General features: G+C 68.5%; 21 protein-coding genes. 16 read left to right on the forward strand and 5 right to left on the reverse strand.

Annotated elements, in window-relative coordinates:
- Positions 1–34: 34 nt before the first annotated feature.
- On the forward strand, positions 35–445 hold the full coding sequence (locus ACFVDO_RS12250) for an ArsR/SmtB family transcription factor (RefSeq protein ID WP_378855755.1): 411 nt from the start codon (positions 35–37) through the stop codon (positions 443–445).
- A 3-nt stretch (positions 446–448) separates the two neighbouring features.
- On the opposite strand, the gene ACFVDO_RS12255 is transcribed toward ACFVDO_RS12250, so the two are convergent.
- Both ACFVDO_RS12255 and ACFVDO_RS12260 read right to left on the reverse strand, forming a co-directional pair.
- A complete protein-coding gene (locus tag ACFVDO_RS12255; RefSeq protein ID WP_378855757.1) occupies positions 449–1,252 on the reverse strand; it encodes an ABC transporter permease in 804 nt (267 codons plus the stop codon).
- Positions 1,249–2,145: an ATP-binding cassette domain-containing protein gene (locus ACFVDO_RS12260; RefSeq protein WP_378855759.1), complete on the reverse strand. Its 897-nt coding sequence runs from the start codon at positions 2,143–2,145 to the stop codon at positions 1,249–1,251. The genes ACFVDO_RS12255 and ACFVDO_RS12260 overlap by 4 nt, the downstream gene beginning before the upstream one ends.
- A gap of 84 nt (positions 2,146–2,229) precedes the next feature.
- On the opposite strand from ACFVDO_RS12260, the gene ACFVDO_RS12265 reads away from it, so the two are divergent.
- The 13 genes from ACFVDO_RS12265 to ACFVDO_RS12325 all read left to right on the forward strand — a co-directional run bounded on the left by ACFVDO_RS12265 (position 2,230) and on the right by ACFVDO_RS12325 (position 12,584).
- Positions 2,230–3,159 carry a TetR/AcrR family transcriptional regulator gene (locus ACFVDO_RS12265; protein WP_378855761.1) on the forward strand — a complete coding sequence of 310 codons (930 nt, stop codon included), beginning with the start codon at positions 2,230–2,232 and terminating at the stop codon, positions 3,157–3,159.
- A 286-nt stretch (positions 3,160–3,445) separates the two neighbouring features.
- Positions 3,446–3,637, forward strand: a complete 192-nt coding sequence (locus ACFVDO_RS12270) for a helix-turn-helix domain-containing protein (RefSeq protein WP_378855763.1) — start codon at positions 3,446–3,448, stop codon at positions 3,635–3,637.
- Between the two features lie 113 nt (positions 3,638–3,750).
- A complete protein-coding gene (locus tag ACFVDO_RS12275) occupies positions 3,751–3,849 on the forward strand; it encodes a 30S ribosomal protein bS22 (protein ID WP_003792170.1) in 99 nt (32 codons plus the stop codon).
- A 72-nt stretch (positions 3,850–3,921) separates the two neighbouring features.
- The gene (locus ACFVDO_RS12280) at positions 3,922–4,218 is read left to right on the forward strand and encodes a rhodanese-like domain-containing protein (protein WP_378855765.1); all 297 of its coding nucleotides are present in this window, start codon (positions 3,922–3,924) and stop codon (positions 4,216–4,218) included.
- The gene (locus tag ACFVDO_RS12285; protein WP_378855767.1) at positions 4,215–4,481 is read left to right on the forward strand and encodes a glutaredoxin family protein; all 267 of its coding nucleotides are present in this window, start codon (positions 4,215–4,217) and stop codon (positions 4,479–4,481) included. Before ACFVDO_RS12280 ends, ACFVDO_RS12285 begins: the two co-directional genes overlap by 4 nt.
- A gap of 25 nt (positions 4,482–4,506) precedes the next feature.
- Positions 4,507–4,806 (forward strand): Dabb family protein, encoded by a 300-nt coding sequence (locus ACFVDO_RS12290; RefSeq protein WP_378855769.1) that lies wholly within the window; start codon positions 4,507–4,509, stop codon positions 4,804–4,806.
- A gap of 112 nt (positions 4,807–4,918) precedes the next feature.
- Positions 4,919–5,734 (forward strand): basic amino acid ABC transporter substrate-binding protein, encoded by an 816-nt coding sequence (locus ACFVDO_RS12295; protein ID WP_378855771.1) that lies wholly within the window; start codon positions 4,919–4,921, stop codon positions 5,732–5,734.
- A gap of 20 nt (positions 5,735–5,754) precedes the next feature.
- Positions 5,755–6,549 (forward strand): amino acid ABC transporter permease, encoded by a 795-nt coding sequence (locus ACFVDO_RS12300; protein WP_378855774.1) that lies wholly within the window; start codon positions 5,755–5,757, stop codon positions 6,547–6,549.
- Entirely contained in the window at positions 6,546–7,301 is a 756-nt protein-coding gene (locus ACFVDO_RS12305) for an amino acid ABC transporter ATP-binding protein (protein WP_378855776.1), read from the forward strand. The genes ACFVDO_RS12300 and ACFVDO_RS12305 overlap by 4 nt, the downstream gene beginning before the upstream one ends.
- A gap of 74 nt (positions 7,302–7,375) precedes the next feature.
- Entirely contained in the window at positions 7,376–8,701 is a 1,326-nt protein-coding gene (locus ACFVDO_RS12310) for an alpha/beta hydrolase (RefSeq protein ID WP_378855778.1), read from the forward strand.
- The gene (locus ACFVDO_RS12315) at positions 8,698–11,100 is read left to right on the forward strand and encodes a bifunctional lysylphosphatidylglycerol flippase/synthetase MprF (protein WP_378855780.1); all 2,403 of its coding nucleotides are present in this window, start codon (positions 8,698–8,700) and stop codon (positions 11,098–11,100) included. Before ACFVDO_RS12310 ends, ACFVDO_RS12315 begins: the two co-directional genes overlap by 4 nt.
- A 148-nt stretch (positions 11,101–11,248) precedes the next feature.
- A complete protein-coding gene (locus tag ACFVDO_RS12320) occupies positions 11,249–11,896 on the forward strand; it encodes a sigma factor-like helix-turn-helix DNA-binding protein (protein WP_378855782.1) in 648 nt (215 codons plus the stop codon).
- Between the two features lie 238 nt (positions 11,897–12,134).
- Positions 12,135–12,584, forward strand: coding sequence for a hypothetical protein (locus ACFVDO_RS12325; protein WP_378855784.1), 450 nt, complete (start codon positions 12,135–12,137; stop codon positions 12,582–12,584).
- A gap of 69 nt (positions 12,585–12,653) precedes the next feature.
- Here ACFVDO_RS12325 and ACFVDO_RS12330 read toward each other — a convergent pair whose 3' ends face one another.
- From ACFVDO_RS12330 to aspS, 3 genes are all read right to left on the reverse strand, one after another.
- Positions 12,654–12,836 (reverse strand): YegP family protein, encoded by a 183-nt coding sequence (locus ACFVDO_RS12330; RefSeq protein ID WP_378886860.1) that lies wholly within the window; start codon positions 12,834–12,836, stop codon positions 12,654–12,656.
- 91 nt (positions 12,837–12,927) lie between these two features.
- Positions 12,928–13,440 (reverse strand): GNAT family N-acetyltransferase, encoded by a 513-nt coding sequence (locus ACFVDO_RS12335; RefSeq protein WP_378886861.1) that lies wholly within the window; start codon positions 13,438–13,440, stop codon positions 12,928–12,930.
- Positions 13,441–13,511: 71 nt separating this feature from the next.
- On the reverse strand, positions 13,512–15,311 hold the full coding sequence (gene aspS, locus ACFVDO_RS12340; protein ID WP_378859290.1) for an aspartate--tRNA ligase: 1,800 nt from the start codon (positions 15,309–15,311) through the stop codon (positions 13,512–13,514).
- Between the two features lie 70 nt (positions 15,312–15,381).
- Between aspS and ACFVDO_RS12345 the strand changes: the two genes are divergently transcribed.
- Positions 15,382–15,771, forward strand: a complete 390-nt coding sequence (locus tag ACFVDO_RS12345; RefSeq protein ID WP_378859291.1) for a DUF5684 domain-containing protein — start codon at positions 15,382–15,384, stop codon at positions 15,769–15,771.
- A 3-nt stretch (positions 15,772–15,774) separates the two neighbouring features.
- Positions 15,775–16,398: a histidine phosphatase family protein gene (locus tag ACFVDO_RS12350; protein WP_378859292.1), complete on the forward strand. Its 624-nt coding sequence runs from the start codon at positions 15,775–15,777 to the stop codon at positions 16,396–16,398.
- Positions 16,399–16,511: the final 113 nt, after the last annotated feature.

Here is a 16,511-nt window from a genome sequence, read left to right on the forward strand (position 1 = left end):
AGGCGAGGCCCACCCTGCGGGCTACCCTGAACACATGACGGACATCTTCGACGTGATCGCGGACGGCACGAGGCGCGACATCCTCCAGCTCCTGCTGCGCCGTGAGAACGAGGATGACGGCGGCACCAGCGTCACCGAGATCGTGAGCGAACTCGGCGTGAGCCAGCCCACGGTCTCGAAGCACCTGAAGGTCCTGCGCGACGCCGACCTGGTCACGGTCCGTGAAGACGGCCAGCGCCGGTTCTACAGCATCTCCGTCGCGCCTCTCGAGCAGGTCGATGACTGGCTGGTCCCGTTCCTGGTCGACGCGTTCGGCGATCAGGCACCGGACATCGACCTGTTGCCGCTGCCCGACGGCGCCGCGCACGCGGCCGAGGTCGTCGGCCGCGCCGCGGCATCCGCCAAGTACGCGGTCACCACCGCGCTCAAGCGGCTCGGCGCCTGACGCTCATCCGCGCCGCCGCCGGCCGAACAGCCAGGCGCCCCAGAGTGCGGCGATGGCGATGATGATGAGGCACCAGCCCACCGCCCAGACCGGCTGAGAGCCGAGCTCGGTGCCCATCAGCAGTCCGCGGATCGTCTCGATGATCGGTGTGACCGGCTGGTAGGTGGCGATCCACTGCAGCCACGACGGCATGGTGTCGACGGGCACGAACGCGCTGGACAGGTAGGGCACGAACATCAGGATGAAGCCGTATCCGCTGGCAGCCTCCGGGCTGCCGGCTGCGAGGCCGATCGCCGCATAGAGATAGGTGATCGCGAGGATGTACAGCGCGATCACTGCGGTTGCGGCGATCCACCCCGCGGCATTCGCCGTGGGGCGGAAGCCCAGCAGCAGCGCGACGCCGATGACGACCGCGGTGGCGACGAGGTTGCGCACCAGGCTGGCCACGACATGCCCGGTGAGCACGGCTCCGGCGCGCAGCGGCATGGTGCGGAACCGGTCGATGATGCCGGTGGTCATGTCGCGCGAGACGTAGGTCGCCGTGGTCGCGGCCCCGAACCCCGCGCACAGCAGGATGATGCCTGGCACGACGTAGTCGACGTAGTTCCCGTCGGACTGCAGCGCGCCTCCGAACACGAAGGTGAACAGCAGCATGAGCGTGACCGGCAGCATGATCGACATGCTCAGCGACTCTCCATCACGCAGCGATTGGGTCAGGCTGCGACGCACGAAGACGCGTTCGGCGGCGAACCCGCGGATGCGGGGACGGGGAGCTGGAAGGGCGAAGGGAGTGACGATGGCGGTCATGAGATCTCCTGGGGGATGCGGGCGTCGCTCCGCGGCGCTCCGGTCATGCTGAGGAACACGTCGTCCAGAGTCGGGCGGCGCAGGGAGACGGATGCCGCGGCATCCGCCTGGCCGAGTTGATCGAGCGCTCGCCGCAGGCCGGCGACGCTGCCGTCGGTGGGGATCTCGCGGAGCACTTCGCCATCGGCTCCGTGCAGCACGACGGTGTCGCTGCCGACCAAGCCCTTCAACTGCGCCGGCGTGCCGGTCTCGACGATGCGCCCGCCGTCCAGGATTGCGACGCGGTCGGCGAGAAGATCGGCCTCTTCGAGGTACTGCGTGGTGAGGAAGACGGTGGTGCCCGCATCCGCGAGCGTGCGGATCACGTCCCACAGCTCCAGCCTGCTGCGCGGGTCGACGCCGGTGGTGGGCTCGTCGAGGAACAGCACCTCCGGGGTGACGACGAAGCTGAGCGCGAGGTCGAGCCGCCGGCGCATGCCTCCCGAGAACGTCTTCACCGGCTTCATCGAAGCATCCGTCAGCGAGAAGCGATCGAGCAGCTCGGCCGCGCGTTCGCGCGCGGCCCGCGGGGGCAGGCCGGAGAGCCGCCCGAGCATGACGAGGTTCTCGGTGGCGGTGAGCATGTCGTCGACGGCGGCGCTCTGACCGGTGAGCGCGATGCGCCTGCGCACCTCCACCGGCTCGGATGCCACGTCATGGCCGGCCACGCGCACGCTGCCTGCCGTCGCGTCGAGCAGCGTGGTGAGCACGGAGATCGCGGTGGTCTTCCCGGCCCCGTTGGGGCCGAGGAGGGCGAACACCTCGCCCGGCGCGACTTCGAGGTCGAGGCCGTCGAGCACGGTGTGGGTTCCGAACGAGACCCGCAGGCCTCGGACGTCGATGGCGGGGTTCATCTCGGCATCCTTTCTGTATATGTCGAAAACTGTGTATGACCGTAACATACCGTTTATGACGTACACAACCATAGGATTGCGAGCATGACCGACGTCGAACCCGAAGAGCTTCCACGCGGGATCGCCCTCGCCTGGGGCGTCGCCGCGAACCCCCAGCGCGGGCCCAAACGCGAGATGAGCGTGGAGCGGATCGTCGACGCCGCGGTCGAGCTCGCCGATGCCGAGGGAATCGGCGCGGTGTCGATGGCGGCTGTCGCCGCGAAGCTCGGCTTCACGCCGATGTCGCTGTACCGCTACGTCAGTGCGAAGGACGACCTGCTGCTGCTCATGCAGGAGCAGGCGATCGGGCTTCCGCCCGAGGAGATCCGCGAGCGCGAGGGGTGGCGGGCTCGGATGCGCGCACAGTTCGAGGCCGAAGTGCTCATCTACCTGCGGCATCCGTGGATCCTGTCGCTGCCCCTCACCGGATCCCCGATCACCCCGAACAGCTCAGCGTGGCTGGACTCCGCGCTCGCCTCGCTCGGCGAGACGCCGCTGAACGGGCCTGAGCGTCTCGCCGTCGCGCTCGCCGTCACCGGGCAGGCGCGGTGGTACGGCACCGTGCTCGCGGGGTACACCGAACAGGCCCGCAGCACCGGCCTCTCGCCCGAGCAGATCACGGTTCGCGAGGCGGCGCTCTTCGACAGGGTGATCACCGATGCCGAGTTCCCCGCCCTTCGCTCCGCCATCGATGCCGGTGTGTTCATGGCCGAGGACGACCCGTTCCGATTCTCGATCGAGCGCTTCCTCGAGGGTGTCGAGGGATACGTCGCTGCACTCGACCGCGGCGAGGCGCACGCGGATGCCTTGGACTGGTTGCGCGACGACAGTCCGGAGATCGCCGGCGACAAGCGCGTCCGTGCGGCGGCCAAGAGCGTGCGCGAGGCGGAGAAGGCTCTGCGCATCGCGCGCAAGGAGGAGCGTCTGGCCCGGCGCGATGCGGCCGCGCGCATCGCGTCCAGAGCGGAGAAGTGACGCCTCCGCCGCAGCGCAAGGGGGAGGTGGCCGCTGACGGAGGCGTTCGGCGGACCGGGATCCGCCTCTGGGGGAGTGGCCGCCGGGGGGAGCGGCCTTGCTGACAAGCCTGCAGCAGTGGCCTATGCGCGCCGTGCACTGGCGGTGCGAGCGGCCTGGGAACAGGCTTGACGATCCGTGTGAACGGGTGGCGTGCCCGGTGGTCACAGCGATCACACGGGTCACAGAGGTTTACATTCGTCGCAGCGCGCCTCTAGAGTGTGCTCAACAGAGAGGGGTATGTGGGATGCCCGATGTTCCTGACGTGCGATTCCTCACAGTGGCCGAGGTGGCCGAGCTGATGAGGGTTTCGAAGATGACCGTGTACCGCATGGTGCACTCCGGTGAGCTGCCCGCGATCCGGTTCGGCCGCAGCTTCCGTGTGCCCGAGTCTGCTGTGGCCGAGGCGCTGCAGCGCCCCATCGCCGATGCCGGCTGAGGGGCGTCACAGGCATGCCTGTCGGTTTGCTAGACTCGATCGGGGCATTTTTCCATGCCCGTTCCCGGGTGTCCGCAGAGTCGACGCCCAGCCCCTGACGTAAAGAGGTTCCCGTGGGTTCTGTCATCAAGAAGCGCCGCAAGCGCATGGCGAAGAAGAAGCACCGCAAGCTGCTTCGCAAGACTCGCCACCAGCGCCGCAACAAGAAGTAAGCGGCACGACACCGAGCGCTCCTCGACCTCCGGTCGGTGGGGCGCTTCGTGTCTGCCCCGGGAAGGAAAGCCATGAAGTCGATCACCGTCGAACAGCTCGCCGCCGCAGGCGACATCCCGCTCATCGATGTGCGCGAGCCCGACGAGTTCGCCCGCGGTCACGTCCCCGGTGCTGTGAACCTGCCGATGTCCGACCTGGGAAATCGTCTGGACGAGCTTCCCGCCGAGGCGTTCCACGTCATCTGCGAGATGGGTGGCCGTTCGGCCAGCGTCGTGCAGGCGCTCGAGGCGCGCGGCTACGACGCGACGAACGTCGACGGCGGCACGGCCGAGTGGCGGGCGCAGGGCCGTCCGGTCGACCTGCCGTGACCACGCTCACGCTGATCGGCAAGCCGGACTGCCATCTCTGCGACGTCGCATCGGAGGTCGTCGACCAGGTGATCGCGGAGATGCCGGATGCCGCGGCCGAGAGCATCGAGATCATCGAGGCATCGATCCAGGACGATCCCGCCCTGTACGAGCTGTGGTGGGAGAAGATCCCCGTCGTGCTGATCGACGGCGAGTTCCATGCGCACTGGCGGGTCTCGCCCGACCGGCTGCGCACCGCACTGGAGGAGAAGATCAAGTGCTAGTACTGAGCGAACGGAGTGAGTCGAAGTGATCCGTCACGTCGTCATGTGGAAGCTCGCGAGCGAGGATGCCTCGGAGCGCGCCGAGCAGGCCGCCGAGGTGGCGCGCCGCCTGAACGTGCTGGATGGCGTCGTGCCGCAGCTTCGGGCCGTGAACGCCGGCGCGAACGCCGTGCCGATCGACTCGAACTGGGACGTGGCGCTGGTCGCCGACGTCGAGAGCACCGAGGACCTGGAGGCGTACCAGGTGCACCCGGCGCACGTGGAGGCGGCAGGCTACATCCGCTCGGTCGTGGCATCCCGCGTCGCCGTCGACTTCGAGGTCTGAAACCCAACCGTGATCGTGACTGGTCATCAGCGCTCCGAGGGCGTGGCAAGATAGGACGACCCGAAAACAGGTCCTTCTTGCGAAGAGGTCCTTCTTTACCCTTGGAGTGGACATGCAACGACGTCGTTCCGTCCTGATCGCGGCCACGGTCGCGGCCGCCGCACTCGCCCTCGCGGGCTGCGCGAGCAACCCCGGTTCCGACGGGGGCTCCGACAAGCCCGCCGCCGGCGCCGACTACGGCCTGGTGACCGCCGGCACGCTCACGGTGTGCTCGGACATCCCCTACAAGCCCTTCGAATACCCGGATGAGTCCGGCTCGGGCTACACCGGCTTCGACGTCGACATCCTCACCGCGGTCGCGAAGAAGCTCGACCTGAAGGCCGAGTTCGTCGTCACCAACTTCGACGCCCTGCAGTCCGGCACCGCGCTGCTCGCGGGCAACTGCGACATGGGCGGCTCGGCGATGACCATCACCGACGAGCGCAAGAAGAACATCGACTTCTCCGCGCCGTACTACGACTCGCTGCAGTCGCTGCTGGTGAAGACCGACTCCGGCATCAAGGGCATCGACGACCTCTCCGGCAAGAACGTTGGCGTGCAGCAGGGCACGACAGGCGAGAACTACGCGAAGGAGCACGCCAAGGGCGCCACGCTCACCCAGTTCTCCGACGACGGCGTGCTGTGGCCGGCACTGCAGGCCGGTCAGATCGACGCGATCCTGCAGGACCTGCCGGTGAACATCGAGCACGAGAAGGCCGACAAGTCCTACAAGGTGGTCGAGACCTACAACACCGACGAGCAGTACGGATTCGCCTTCGCGAAGGGACAGAAGGATGCCCTGCGCAAGGCCGTCGACGAGCAGCTGAAGGCGCTCAAGGACGACGGCGAGTACGACAAGATCTACGACAAGTACTTCAGCGCGAAGTGACGGTGGAATGATCCGCTGACATGGCACTGAAGAAGCGCACCCGTACGCGGCTGTACCACTACACGGTCTACGCGATCCTCGCCGCGATCGTCATCTGGGTGGCCTTCGCCACGGACTGGCCGACGGTCGCGAAGCAGTTCGCGAACCCCGAGGTGGCGGCGAAGCTGCTGCCCGGCATCATCACCGTCGGGCTGAAGAACACCCTGCTCTTCACGATCGAATCGTTCACCGGTGGGCTCATCCTCGCGGTGGTGCTGGCGTTGATGAAGCTCAGCAGCATCCCGCCGTTCCGGTGGATGGCCACCGTCTGGATCGAGTTCTTCCGCGGCATCCCGGCGCTGATGACGATCTTCGCCTTCGCACTCATGCTGCCGATCGCTCTGCAGGGGGTGAGGATCCCCGGCGGCTCGGTCGGCGCGGCGACGTTCGCCCTGATCGTGGTGTCCTCGGCGTACATGGCAGAGACGATCCGCGCCGGTATCCAGGCGGTGCCGAAGGGGCAGACCGAAGCGGCGCGGTCGCTGGGCATGTCGTCGATGCGGACGATGTTCTTCATCGTGCTGCCGCAGGGCTTCCGCATCATCATCCCGCCGCTGACGAACGAGTTCGTGCTGCTGCTGAAGGACACCTCGCTGTTCTTCGTCGCGGGTGCGACCCCGCTCACTTACGAGCTGACGACGTATGCCCGCAACGGCCTGTCCACCTACGCGAACGCCACGCCGCTGGTGATGGCAGCGCTGCTGTACCTGGTCGTGACGATCCCGCTCACGCGATTGACCGCATGGCTCGAGCGCCGGTTGGCGAGGGAGAGATGAGTACAGAAGCGATCGACATCCATGCCCCGGCGATCGACGTGCAGGGGCTGGTCAAGACGTTCGGCGAGAACGAGGTGCTCAAGGGCATCGACCTCACCGTGCAGGCGGGCGAGGTGGTGTGCATCATCGGCCCGTCGGGGTCGGGGAAGTCCACGCTGCTGCGCTCGGTGAACGTGCTCGAGGAGCCCACCGACGGCAAGGTCCTCATCGAGGGCATCGACATCACCGACGAGGACACCGACATCGACCGTGTGCGCCAGCGCATCGGCATGGTGTTCCAGAACTTCAACCTGTTCCCGCACATGAGTGTGCTGGGCAATCTGATGATCGCCCAGCGGCAGGTGAAGAAGCGCTCCAAGGGCGAGGCCGAGAGGATCGCGAAGGAGATGCTCGGCCGGGTCGGGCTGTCCGAGAAGGTCGACGCCTACCCGAGCCATCTCTCCGGCGGACAGCAGCAGCGCGTCGCGATCGCCCGTGCGCTGTGCATGAACCCCGACATGATGCTCTTCGATGAGCCGACCTCGGCGCTGGACCCAGAGCTGGTCGGCGACGTGCTGCAGGTGATGCGGCAGCTCGCCGACGAGGGCATGACCATGCTGGTCGTCACGCACGAGATGGGCTTCGCCCGTGAGGTCGGCTCCCGGCTGATCTTCATGGCCGACGGCCGCATCGTCGAGCAGGGCGACCCGCGCGAGGTGCTCGCGAACCCGCAGGAGCAGCGCACGAAGGACTTCCTCTCGCGCGTTCTGTGAGGCTTCTCATGAATGACGGCCGCTTTCCGAGCGGACGCCTCGGAATGCCGTCCTAGCCTGGGCCGAGCGCGAACGTGCGCGGGATCGGGGGCGGGTTCATGCTGCACTGGCTGCTCGCACTCGACATCTCCGGCGGTGCCGCGCCCTGGGCCGTGTGGGCTGTCACCGCCGCCCTGCTGGTCGGGCTGCTGGCGCGCGGGTATACCCCGCGCCGGTCGCTCCGGCTGCTCATCGCCGCAATGGCCGGCGGCAACCTCGGATTCGTGGCCTGTGCTCTCGTCGACCTGACCGACGTGCTCGGCACACCGCTCCCACCGGGGGTGAGCCTCTGGGTGGCGGGGGCGTTCGCCGCAGTCGGGCTCGGCATCGTCTCGCTTTGGGACAGCGGCGTGTGGCGCAAGACCGTCGCCGTACTCGCCATCCTCGCGGCCCTGCTCTCGGCCGCTCTCGGCGTCAATGCGGCGTTCGGGCTGGATCGCACGGCGGGTGACCTGTTCGGCCTCTCCACGCTGCAGAATGCCCGGCACTTCGCGAAGCCGCTGAGGACGGCGGTGGACAGCAGCCCACTGTACGAGTGGTGGCGCCCGCCGGCCGGCATGCCGCACAGCGGCGAGGCGCTGCTGCTGTCCGGCAACCAGCGCATCCCGTCGACTGCCGGATTCGCACCTCGTGACGCCTCGATCTACCTGCCGCCGGCCGCACTGGTCCAGGATCCGCCCGCGCTGCCGGTGATCGTGCAGATGATGGGGCTGCCCGGCAGCCCGACGCCGACGATGGTCAAAGAGGCCGGTGATCGCTTCGCCGCGAAGCATCACGGCCTGGCGCCGATCGTCATCGTTGCCGATCAGCTCGGTGCCGAACGGCAGAATCCCGGATGCGCCGATTCGAAGGCCTATGGCGGAGTCGACACGTACGTCAACGTGGACATCCCGAACTGGATCCGTACGCACCTGCGGGTGATGACCGATCACGCCGACTGGACCATCAGCGGGTACTCGAACGGGGGCGCGTGCTCGTTCCTGTACGGTGCGCAGCATCCTGACGTGTGGGGCGCGCTGGCCGACATCTCGGGGGAGGAGTATCCAGGTCAAGAGGACCCGGGGCCGGTTCTCGACACCGTCTTCGGCGGGGACGTCGCCGCGTTCAACGCGAACAAGCCCGAGAACGCGCTGCTCACGCATCCTGGGCAGTACAAGGGGCACGTCGCCGTCTTCACCGTCGGCGCGAACGACCACGTCTACTCCCGGCCCGCGCACCGGGCGACGGCGCGCGCGCAGGCGGCCGGGTTCGAGACGCATTTCTACGCCGTGCCGGATGCCGGGCACGTGGGGCCCGCGCTGTCCGGCGGCCTCGACGAGGAACTGCGCGTGCTCGCCCCGGTCTGGGGGCTGGCTCCATGATCGAGGGCGTGCTGCGGTACCTGCGCGCGCACCCGTTCTCCACGGCGCTCGGTCTGCTCATCACTCTGACGGCGGTGGTCACCGGAACGCCGTGGGGGCGGCATCCGGCCTGGCTGGCGGCCAGCCCGGAGTCGCTCGCCGCCGGCCGATGGTGGACAGTGTTCACTGCGCTGCTCGTGCCGGACTCGCTCATCGAGCTGCTGCTCACCCTGGTGCTGATCGGCACGGTGCTCGCCTACGTCGAGCAGATGCTGGGCAGTGCGCGCTCCGCGCTGTTGTTCCTCGGCACCGGGCTGGTCGGGATGCTCGGTGGCGTCGGCGTGCAGGCGGTCGCCGAGAGCCAAGGCGCGATCTGGGCGCGGGCATCCGGGCTCGTGCTGGACCCTGCGGTCGGGGTCGCCGGAGTGATCATGGCGGGGAGCGCCCTCGCGCCCGTGCTCTTCCGCCGCCGCATTCGTCTACTGGGCTTCGCTCTGCTGCTGATGTTCGCCGTCTACGGCGGCGACGCCGACAGCACGTTCCGGCTGATCGCCGCCTGCGCGGGCCTTGGCGCGGGCGCGCTGCTGGCCCGCGGCCACACGCACGCGCCCTGGTATCGCAGCTCGTACGGCGAGGTGCGCGCACTGATCGCGGCGATCGTCGCAGTGACCGGACTCGGACCGCTGATCGTGATCCTCACCGGAGTGGGCATCGGTCCGCTGTCGCCCGAGGTGGCCGGCCTGCGCGGCACCGGTGTCGACGCGATCCTCGCCCGATGCGCGGAGGACCCCTCCAACCACTGTGTCGCGGGGATCGGATTCAGCCTGTGGGGGTTTCTGATGAGCCTGGTTCCGGTGGTGCTCAGCCTGGTCGCAGCGCTGGGGCTGGTGGCGGGCCGTCGGGCGGCGTGGCTGCTCGCCCTCGCCGTCAACCTGCTGACCGGCATGCTCATCGTCGTCAGCATCGGGGCCGACGACCTGCGGCATCCGGCCGAGATCGTGGCGATCGACCGTGCGTTCCCCGGATTCGCAGTGGTCGCGCTGGTCGTGCCGGCCGCGATGTGCGTCGTGCTGATCATCACCCGCCGTCGGTTCGACGTGCGAGTCGGACGCCGCGAGGCGGCGCGGTTCGCACTCGTCGTGCTCGCGATGCTCGTCATGCTCGCGGCTGTCTCCGCGCTGATCGTGGCGTTCTCCGGCGGTGACGCGGGGTACGCGCTTCTCGACGCGGTGCGACGGTTCCTCCCCGCCGGCTTCGTGCACGGCCGCTCGGCGGTGCGCCTCGGGCCCGCGACCGGTGTGATCCGGCACGCCGCGGGCCCGGTGTTCTGGGCGGTCTTCGTGGCGGCCATGCTGCGGATGCTGCGCGCCCCCGCCGCCGACACCGCCGCAGACGATGGCGAGCGGTATCGGGCTCTGCTGCGCGAGGGCGGTGATGACGGACCCGCCGACACGATGGGCTTCATCGGCACCTGGGCCGGTAACCGACACTGGTTCACCGCCGACGGCCGAGGCGCCGTCGCCTATCGAGTGATCTCCGGCATCGCGCTGGTGGTGGGCGATCCCGCCGGGGCGGGACGAGAGGCGACGCTGCGCGACTTCGCCGACTTCTGCGATCGTCGTGGCTGGATGCCGGTGCTGTACGGCGTGCACGATGAGACGGTGACCATCGTGCGGAGACTCGGCTGGTCGCACCTGCCGGTGGGGGAGGAGACCGTCGTGCCGCTGGAGCGCTTCGCTCTGGAGGGCAGTGCGTGGGCGAAGGTGCGGCAGCCCTACCGCCGGGGAGCCCGCGATGGGCTGCGCGCCGAGTGGGCTCGATGGCAGGATCTGTCGCCGCTGCTCACCGCCCGCCTGGATGCCCTGAGCGAGCAGTGGATCGCAGAGAAGGCGCTGCCCGAAATGGGGCTCACCCTGGGTGGGGTCGACGAGCTGAAGGATCCGGATGTCGCCCTCATGCTCGCGATCGGCCCGGACGGTGGCCTTCAGGCGGTGACCAGCTGGCTGCCGGTGTGGCAGGGCGGCGACCTGATCGGCTGGACACTGGACTTCATGCGCAGAGCGGATGCTGCGATGCCGGGCGTCATGGAGTTCGTGATCGCGTCGGCAGCGCTTCGGATGCAGGATGAGGGGCTGCGCATCATGAGCCTGTCCGGCGCGCCGCTGGCACGGGCGGGGGATGCACGGGACGACACGATGTCGCGGCTGCTGGACTGGCTGGGGCGTGTGCTCGAGCCGGCCTACGGATTCCGCTCGCTGCTGGCGTTCAAGAGCAAGTTCCACCCGGACTATCGCCGGCTGCACATGGCGTATCCAGATCCGAGCAGGCTTCCGGCAATCGGCGTGGCCGTCGCGCGGGCATATCTGCCGCACGTCACGGCTGCGGAGTATCTCGGGCTCGTTCGCACGCTTCGGCGGTGATCGGAAACCAGGATCGGGCCGAACGGCGTGACATTCCGCCGACATCGCACTCTTTACAGTTATGGGGACTCAATCGCGGGGTCGCGTTCTGGGGAGCGCGACCGGGGGATCGTCGAACTCGGCGAGAGGTGCGACGCGGCGTGCAGCCGTGGTCGAACCGCACGTCCTGCAGCGCAACGGAGCGATGGAGCTGCTCCGCGAGCGGGGAGGTCTGCACGTCGTGCACGGCGCAGACTCGCTCGCCGGGCTGCTGGCGTGGATGCGCGATCGGAGCGAGCGTCACTGGCCGCACCTGCTCGTCGCCGAACTGCTGCCGATCGATCCCGCCGGAGGCGACCTGCGCGCGCTCGCGGCACTGCGGCGAGCGGGCATGCGCGTGCTGCTGCTGTCTTCGCTCTCCTCGCGGCATGAGGCGCGCGCGGTGCGCGAGGCCGGGGTGGACGGCATCGTGTCCAAGACGGACAGCGAGGACGTGCTGATCACCGCGGCGCTGCAGGTGCTCGTCGGGAAGCAGGTCATCACCGACACAGCGGAGGCCGCGCTCAGGGACGAATCGCGCATCCCGAGGCTGTCGGCACAGGAGACGCGACTCCTGTCCCTGTATGTGGACGGATGGAGCATCTCCGCTGCCGCGGAGGAACTCGGCGTTCGACCGGACACCGCACGGAAGTACCTGTCTCGGATCAAGCAGAAGTACTCCGCGGTCGGAGTGGAGGCGCACACCAAGGTGGACCTGGTCAGGCTCGCCTGGCGTGATGGACTCGCCGACCCGGAGCCGAAATCGACAGGGCCGTAGTCCGGGTGCTCCTCGAGGCGTGACGCGGGACCGGCGGAATGACCCACGCCGTGGGTCAGGATCGCCGGCGGGCTCGGCGTGATGCTCGACGCCCGCCGATGATGGTGGCGGCTCTCACGCCATGGCGCACCCGACTGGGCGGGTACGCCGCACCATCACGATTCTGGGGAGGATCAGCATGGAGTCTTCTGCGTCTCTGGGGGACCGAGGATCAACAGCAGGAACGACACGGCGGACCGTGTTGAAAGGCGCGGCGTGGAGCATTCCGGTCATCGCCGCGGCAACGGCGGTGCCGCTCGCCGCGGCGTCCGACGTGGGCGTGGTCATCACATCCGGTGGCAACGCGTGCAAGCTGCCCGGCGGCTCGTGCAAGGACAAGGGCTGGACCAAGGGCTATCTGCAGCCGCTGACGATCGACAACCCGACCGGGCAGGCGATCGTCGTCACGATTCCGTCCACCGTGACGCTGGCGCTGAACGGTGTCGACGTGACCTTCACGGTCAGCCCGTCGACGTTCACCGTCCCCGCCGGTGGCAACCAGCGGGTGGTGCTGAACATCGTCGACCAGAAGAACAGCCCGACGGCGAGCATCAGCGGATCCATCCCGTGGTCGCACGCCGACGGCGGGTCAGGAGTCGTCGCCATCAGTACAGCCGCAACGCCACCGTGCGAGAACTGCACGGCGTGATCCTGCTGGACAGCGGACAGACGAGGGGGCGGGATGCTGAGCATCCCGCCCCCTCTGGGTACTGATCTCTCAGCCGTCGACTTCGACGACCTCGGCTTCAGCGGCGTTGCGTCGCACCGAATCGATGCCGTTCATGGCACTCGCCTTCGACGAGTAGCCCTGGCCGGTGGCGATGACCTCGCCATTGCCGGCCTTCAGACGAAAACGCCAATCGCCGCTCTTGTCCGTGTAGAGCTCGAACTTACCTGCCATAGGGCAACCCCTCTCGTTCGGGTCCGAGGGATGATCCCCTCAACGACGAACGTAGACCCGAAAGCGTCCGGAGGGAAGCACCGGGTTCCGTTCAGCGCGGGACGCGGTACTTGAACCCGACGTGCGAGCCGACGTAGCCGAGGCGTTCGTAGAACCGGTGGGCGTCGGTGCGCGCGGCATCCGAGGTGAGCTGGATCAGTGCCGCGCCGAGAGCCGGCGCTGCGGCGTCCGAGACCCAGCGCATCGCGGCGGAGCCGATGCCGGAGGAGCGCAGCGTGCTGCTCACCCGCACCGCCTCGACCAGCAGGCGCTTCGCGCCCTGCCGGGCCATCCCCGGGATCAGGGTGAGCTGCAGGGTGCCGACGAGAGCTCCATCGAGGTCGACGACGAGCAGGTCGTTCGACGGGGCGGCGAGGATCTCGACCAGTGCTGCCGCGTAGGCGGGACGGTCGGCATCGGATGCCTGATCGCCGCGTGAGGCGCTGATCGGATCATCAGCGAGCAGGGCGATGATCGCATCCGCGTCGTCCGGCGTCGCGCGCCGAAGCACGGCCGCGCCGGCGCGGGAGTCGAACGGGTGCGGCAGGGGGAGGGCGTCGAGCATGGATCCAGTCTCTCAGCCGGAGACGCCGAGACCCCGCGACGTCGGGCGTCGCGGGGTCTCGGCGAAAGGCGTCAGAGCTGGGCCGGAGCACCCTCCGACTCGTCCTCCGGGACGAAGTCGACGCCGGCCTCGGCGCGCTGCTCGGGCGTGATGGTGCCCGGCGCCTCGGTGAGCGGGTCGAAGCCGTTGCCCGACTTCGGGAACGCGATCACCTCGCGGATCGAGTCGGTCTTGGTCAGATGCTGCAGCACGCGGTCCATGCCCAGCGCGATGCCACCGTGCGGCGGGGCGCCGAACTTGAACGCGTCGAGCAAGAAGCCGAACTTCTCCTGCGCCTGCTCCTCGCTGATGCCCATGACCTTGAAGACGCGCTTCTGGATGTCCTCGCGGTGGATGCGGATCGAGCCGCCGCCGAGTTCGGAGCCGTTGCACACGATGTCGTACGCGTAGGCCAGGGCAGAGCCGGGGTCGGTGTCGAAGGTGTCCTCGAACTCCGGCTTCGGGCCGGTGAACGCGTGGTGCACAGCAGTCCAGGCGCCTGCGCCCACGGCCACATCGCCGGATGCGACGGCATCGGCGGCGGGCTCGAACATCGGGGCATCCATCACCCAGGTGAAGGCGAACACGTCGGGGTCGAGCAGGCCGAGGCGGCGGCCGATCTCGACGCGTGCGGCGCCGAGCAGCGCGCGGCTGTCCTTGGTCGAGCCAGCGGCGAAGAAGGCGCAGTCACCGGGCTTCGCGCCGACGAGCTGGGCGAGTCCCTCCTGCTCCGACTCGGACAGGTTCTTGGCGACGGGACCGCCGAGCGTGCCGTCCTCGTTGAACAGGACGTACGCGAGGCCGCGGGCGCCGCGCTGCTTCGCCCAGTCCTGCCAGGCATCGAGCTGCTTGCGGGGCTGCGAGGCGCCGCCGGGCATGAGCACAGCGCCGACGTACTCGGACTGGAACACGCGGAACGGGGTCTCCGCGAAGTAGGGCGTCGCCTCGACGATCGGCAGTCCGAAGCGCAGATCGGGCTTGTCGGAGCCGTACAGGGCCATCGCGTCGGCGTAGGTCATCCGCGGCAGCGGGGTCTGCACCTCGACGCCGATGGTCGCCCACATCGCCTTGATGACGGACTCCATCATCTCGATGACGTCCTCCTGGTCGACGAAGCTCATCTCGATGTCGAGCTGCGTGAACTCCGGCTGACGGTCGGCACGGAAGTCCTCATCGCGGTAGCAGCGCGCGATCTGGTAGTACTTCTCGATGCCGCCCACCATGAGCAGCTGCTTGAACAGCTGCGGCGACTGCGGCAGCGCGTACCAGCTGCCGGGGTGCAGACGGGCCGGAACCAGGAAGTCGCGGGCGCCCTCCGGGGTGGAACGGGTCAGCGTCGGGGTCTCGACCTCGAGGAAGTCGCGCTCGTGCAGCACGTCGCGGACCGCCTTGTACACCTGCGAGCGCAGACGCATCGCGGCGGCCGGCTCGGGACGGCGCAGGTCGAGGTAGCGATGCTTGAGGCGCACCTCCTCGCCGACGGGGTCGCCGCCCTCGAGGCCGGTCGAGACCTGGAACGGCAGCGGAGCCGACTCGTTCAGCACCTTGACATCGGTGGCCACGACCTCGATCTCGCCCGAGGGCAGGTTCGGGTTCGCGTTGCCCTCCGGGCGCTGCGACACCTGACCGGTGACCTTCAGCACGAACTCGCTGCGCAGCGGGTGCGCGATCTCCTCGTCGCGGATGACGACCTGCGCGATGCCCGAGGCATCCCGCAGATCGATGAATGCGACTCCTCCGTGATCACGACGACGATCGACCCAACCCGTGAGGGTGACGGTCTGACCGATGTGCTCGGCTCGCAGTGAGCCTGCCGTGTGTGTGCGAAGCACGGAGAATTCCTCCTGATAGGGGACGGGATATCAGCCCAGTTTACGTGGCCGGTCTGGATAGACTCGCCCCATGATCCACGCAGCCGATGTGACCGACGCCGTCGACAGCCTTTGGGGCAGCCTGTTCGGCGGAGCCACCGGGTTCGTCATGCTCGCCGTCTACGTGCTCGTCGTCGTCGGGCTGTGGAAGGTCTTCACGAAGGCCGGGTACCCGGGCATCCTCGCGATCATCCCGATCGTGAACACGATCTTCATCGTGAAGATCGCCGGATTCTCGGGGTGGATGACGCTGCTCTACCTGATCCCGATCGTCAACATCGTCTTCGCGATCATCGTGGCGATCAAGCTCGGCGCCAACTTCGGCAAGGGCGGCGCCTTCTCGTTCTTCCTGCTCTGGCTGTTCCCCTTCATCGGGTACCTCATCCTCGGTTTCGGCGGGGCGAAGTACAGCAGGGCCTGAGCAGTGCCGGCATCCCGACTGCACCTCGTCCGTCACGGCGAGGTGTACAACCCCGACCATGTGCTCTACGGCAGGCTGCCGGACTACCACCTCAGCGAGGCGGGGCGCGGGATGGCGCAGGCCGCCGCCGACCATGTCGCAGCCCTCGGCCGCCCGGTGACCGCCTTGCGCTGCTCGCCGCTGGAGCGCACACAGGAATCGGCCGCGCCGTTCGCGGCGGCCTTCGGACTGACCCCCGTGCTCGAAGAGCGCATCATCGAGCCCTGGAACTTCTTCGAGGGCAGGCGGATGCGCAAGGCGCTGCGCAACCCGCTGAACTGGTGGCAGCTGCGCAACCCGAACACGCCCAGCTGGGGCGAGCCCTACGAGTCGATCGCCGATCGCATGGTCGCCGCGATGGACGACGCGTGGGATGCCGCGGACGAGGGCGATGTCGTCTTCGTGTCGCACCAGGCGCCGATCTGGATCACGCACCGACGCGTCGCCGGGCTGAAGCTGCGTCACGACCCGCGCACCCGGCGCTGCGCGCTGTCCAGCGTGACGAGCTTCGAGCGCCACGGCGACGTGTGGCGCGAAGTGGACTACGCCGAGCCCGCGGCCGCGGGGATCGACCTCGGGGCGGTCTGAGAGCCCGAGGCGAGCGCTCGGTGCGTCATCCGGCCAACAGGGACTGCACGACTCCGACCGCGGCGAACTGACCGGCCGCAGCCGGGGCGACGGCGCGGCTCCGTCAAACGTCT

The sequence above is a fragment of the Microbacterium sp. NPDC057741 genome (assembly GCF_042798735.1).
Lineage (GTDB): Bacteria > Actinomycetota > Actinomycetes > Actinomycetales > Microbacteriaceae > Microbacterium.

Coding starts and splice junctions, on each gene's coding strand:
- ACFVDO_RS12265 (WP_378855761.1), top strand. CDS start 2,230: ATGACCGACGTCGAACCCGAAGAGCTTCCACGCGGGATCGCCCTCGCC.
- ACFVDO_RS12305 (WP_378855776.1), top strand. CDS start 6,546: ATGAGTACAGAAGCGATCGACATCCATGCCCCGGCGATCGACGTGCAG.
- ACFVDO_RS12260 (WP_378855759.1), bottom strand. CDS start 2,145: ATGAACCCCGCCATCGACGTCCGAGGCCTGCGGGTCTCGTTCGGAACC.
- ACFVDO_RS12295 (WP_378855771.1), top strand. CDS start 4,919: ATGCAACGACGTCGTTCCGTCCTGATCGCGGCCACGGTCGCGGCCGCC.
- ACFVDO_RS12330 (WP_378886860.1), bottom strand. CDS start 12,836: ATGGCAGGTAAGTTCGAGCTCTACACGGACAAGAGCGGCGATTGGCGT.
- ACFVDO_RS12270 (WP_378855763.1), top strand. CDS start 3,446: ATGCCCGATGTTCCTGACGTGCGATTCCTCACAGTGGCCGAGGTGGCC.
- ACFVDO_RS12335 (WP_378886861.1), bottom strand. CDS start 13,440: ATGCTCGACGCCCTCCCCCTGCCGCACCCGTTCGACTCCCGCGCCGGC.
- ACFVDO_RS12250 (WP_378855755.1), top strand. CDS start 35: ATGACGGACATCTTCGACGTGATCGCGGACGGCACGAGGCGCGACATC.
- ACFVDO_RS12315 (WP_378855780.1), top strand. CDS start 8,698: ATGATCGAGGGCGTGCTGCGGTACCTGCGCGCGCACCCGTTCTCCACG.
- ACFVDO_RS12280 (WP_378855765.1), top strand. CDS start 3,922: ATGAAGTCGATCACCGTCGAACAGCTCGCCGCCGCAGGCGACATCCCG.
- ACFVDO_RS12255 (WP_378855757.1), bottom strand. CDS start 1,252: ATGACCGCCATCGTCACTCCCTTCGCCCTTCCAGCTCCCCGTCCCCGC.
- ACFVDO_RS12300 (WP_378855774.1), top strand. CDS start 5,755: ATGGCACTGAAGAAGCGCACCCGTACGCGGCTGTACCACTACACGGTC.
- ACFVDO_RS12345 (WP_378859291.1), top strand. CDS start 15,382: ATGATCCACGCAGCCGATGTGACCGACGCCGTCGACAGCCTTTGGGGC.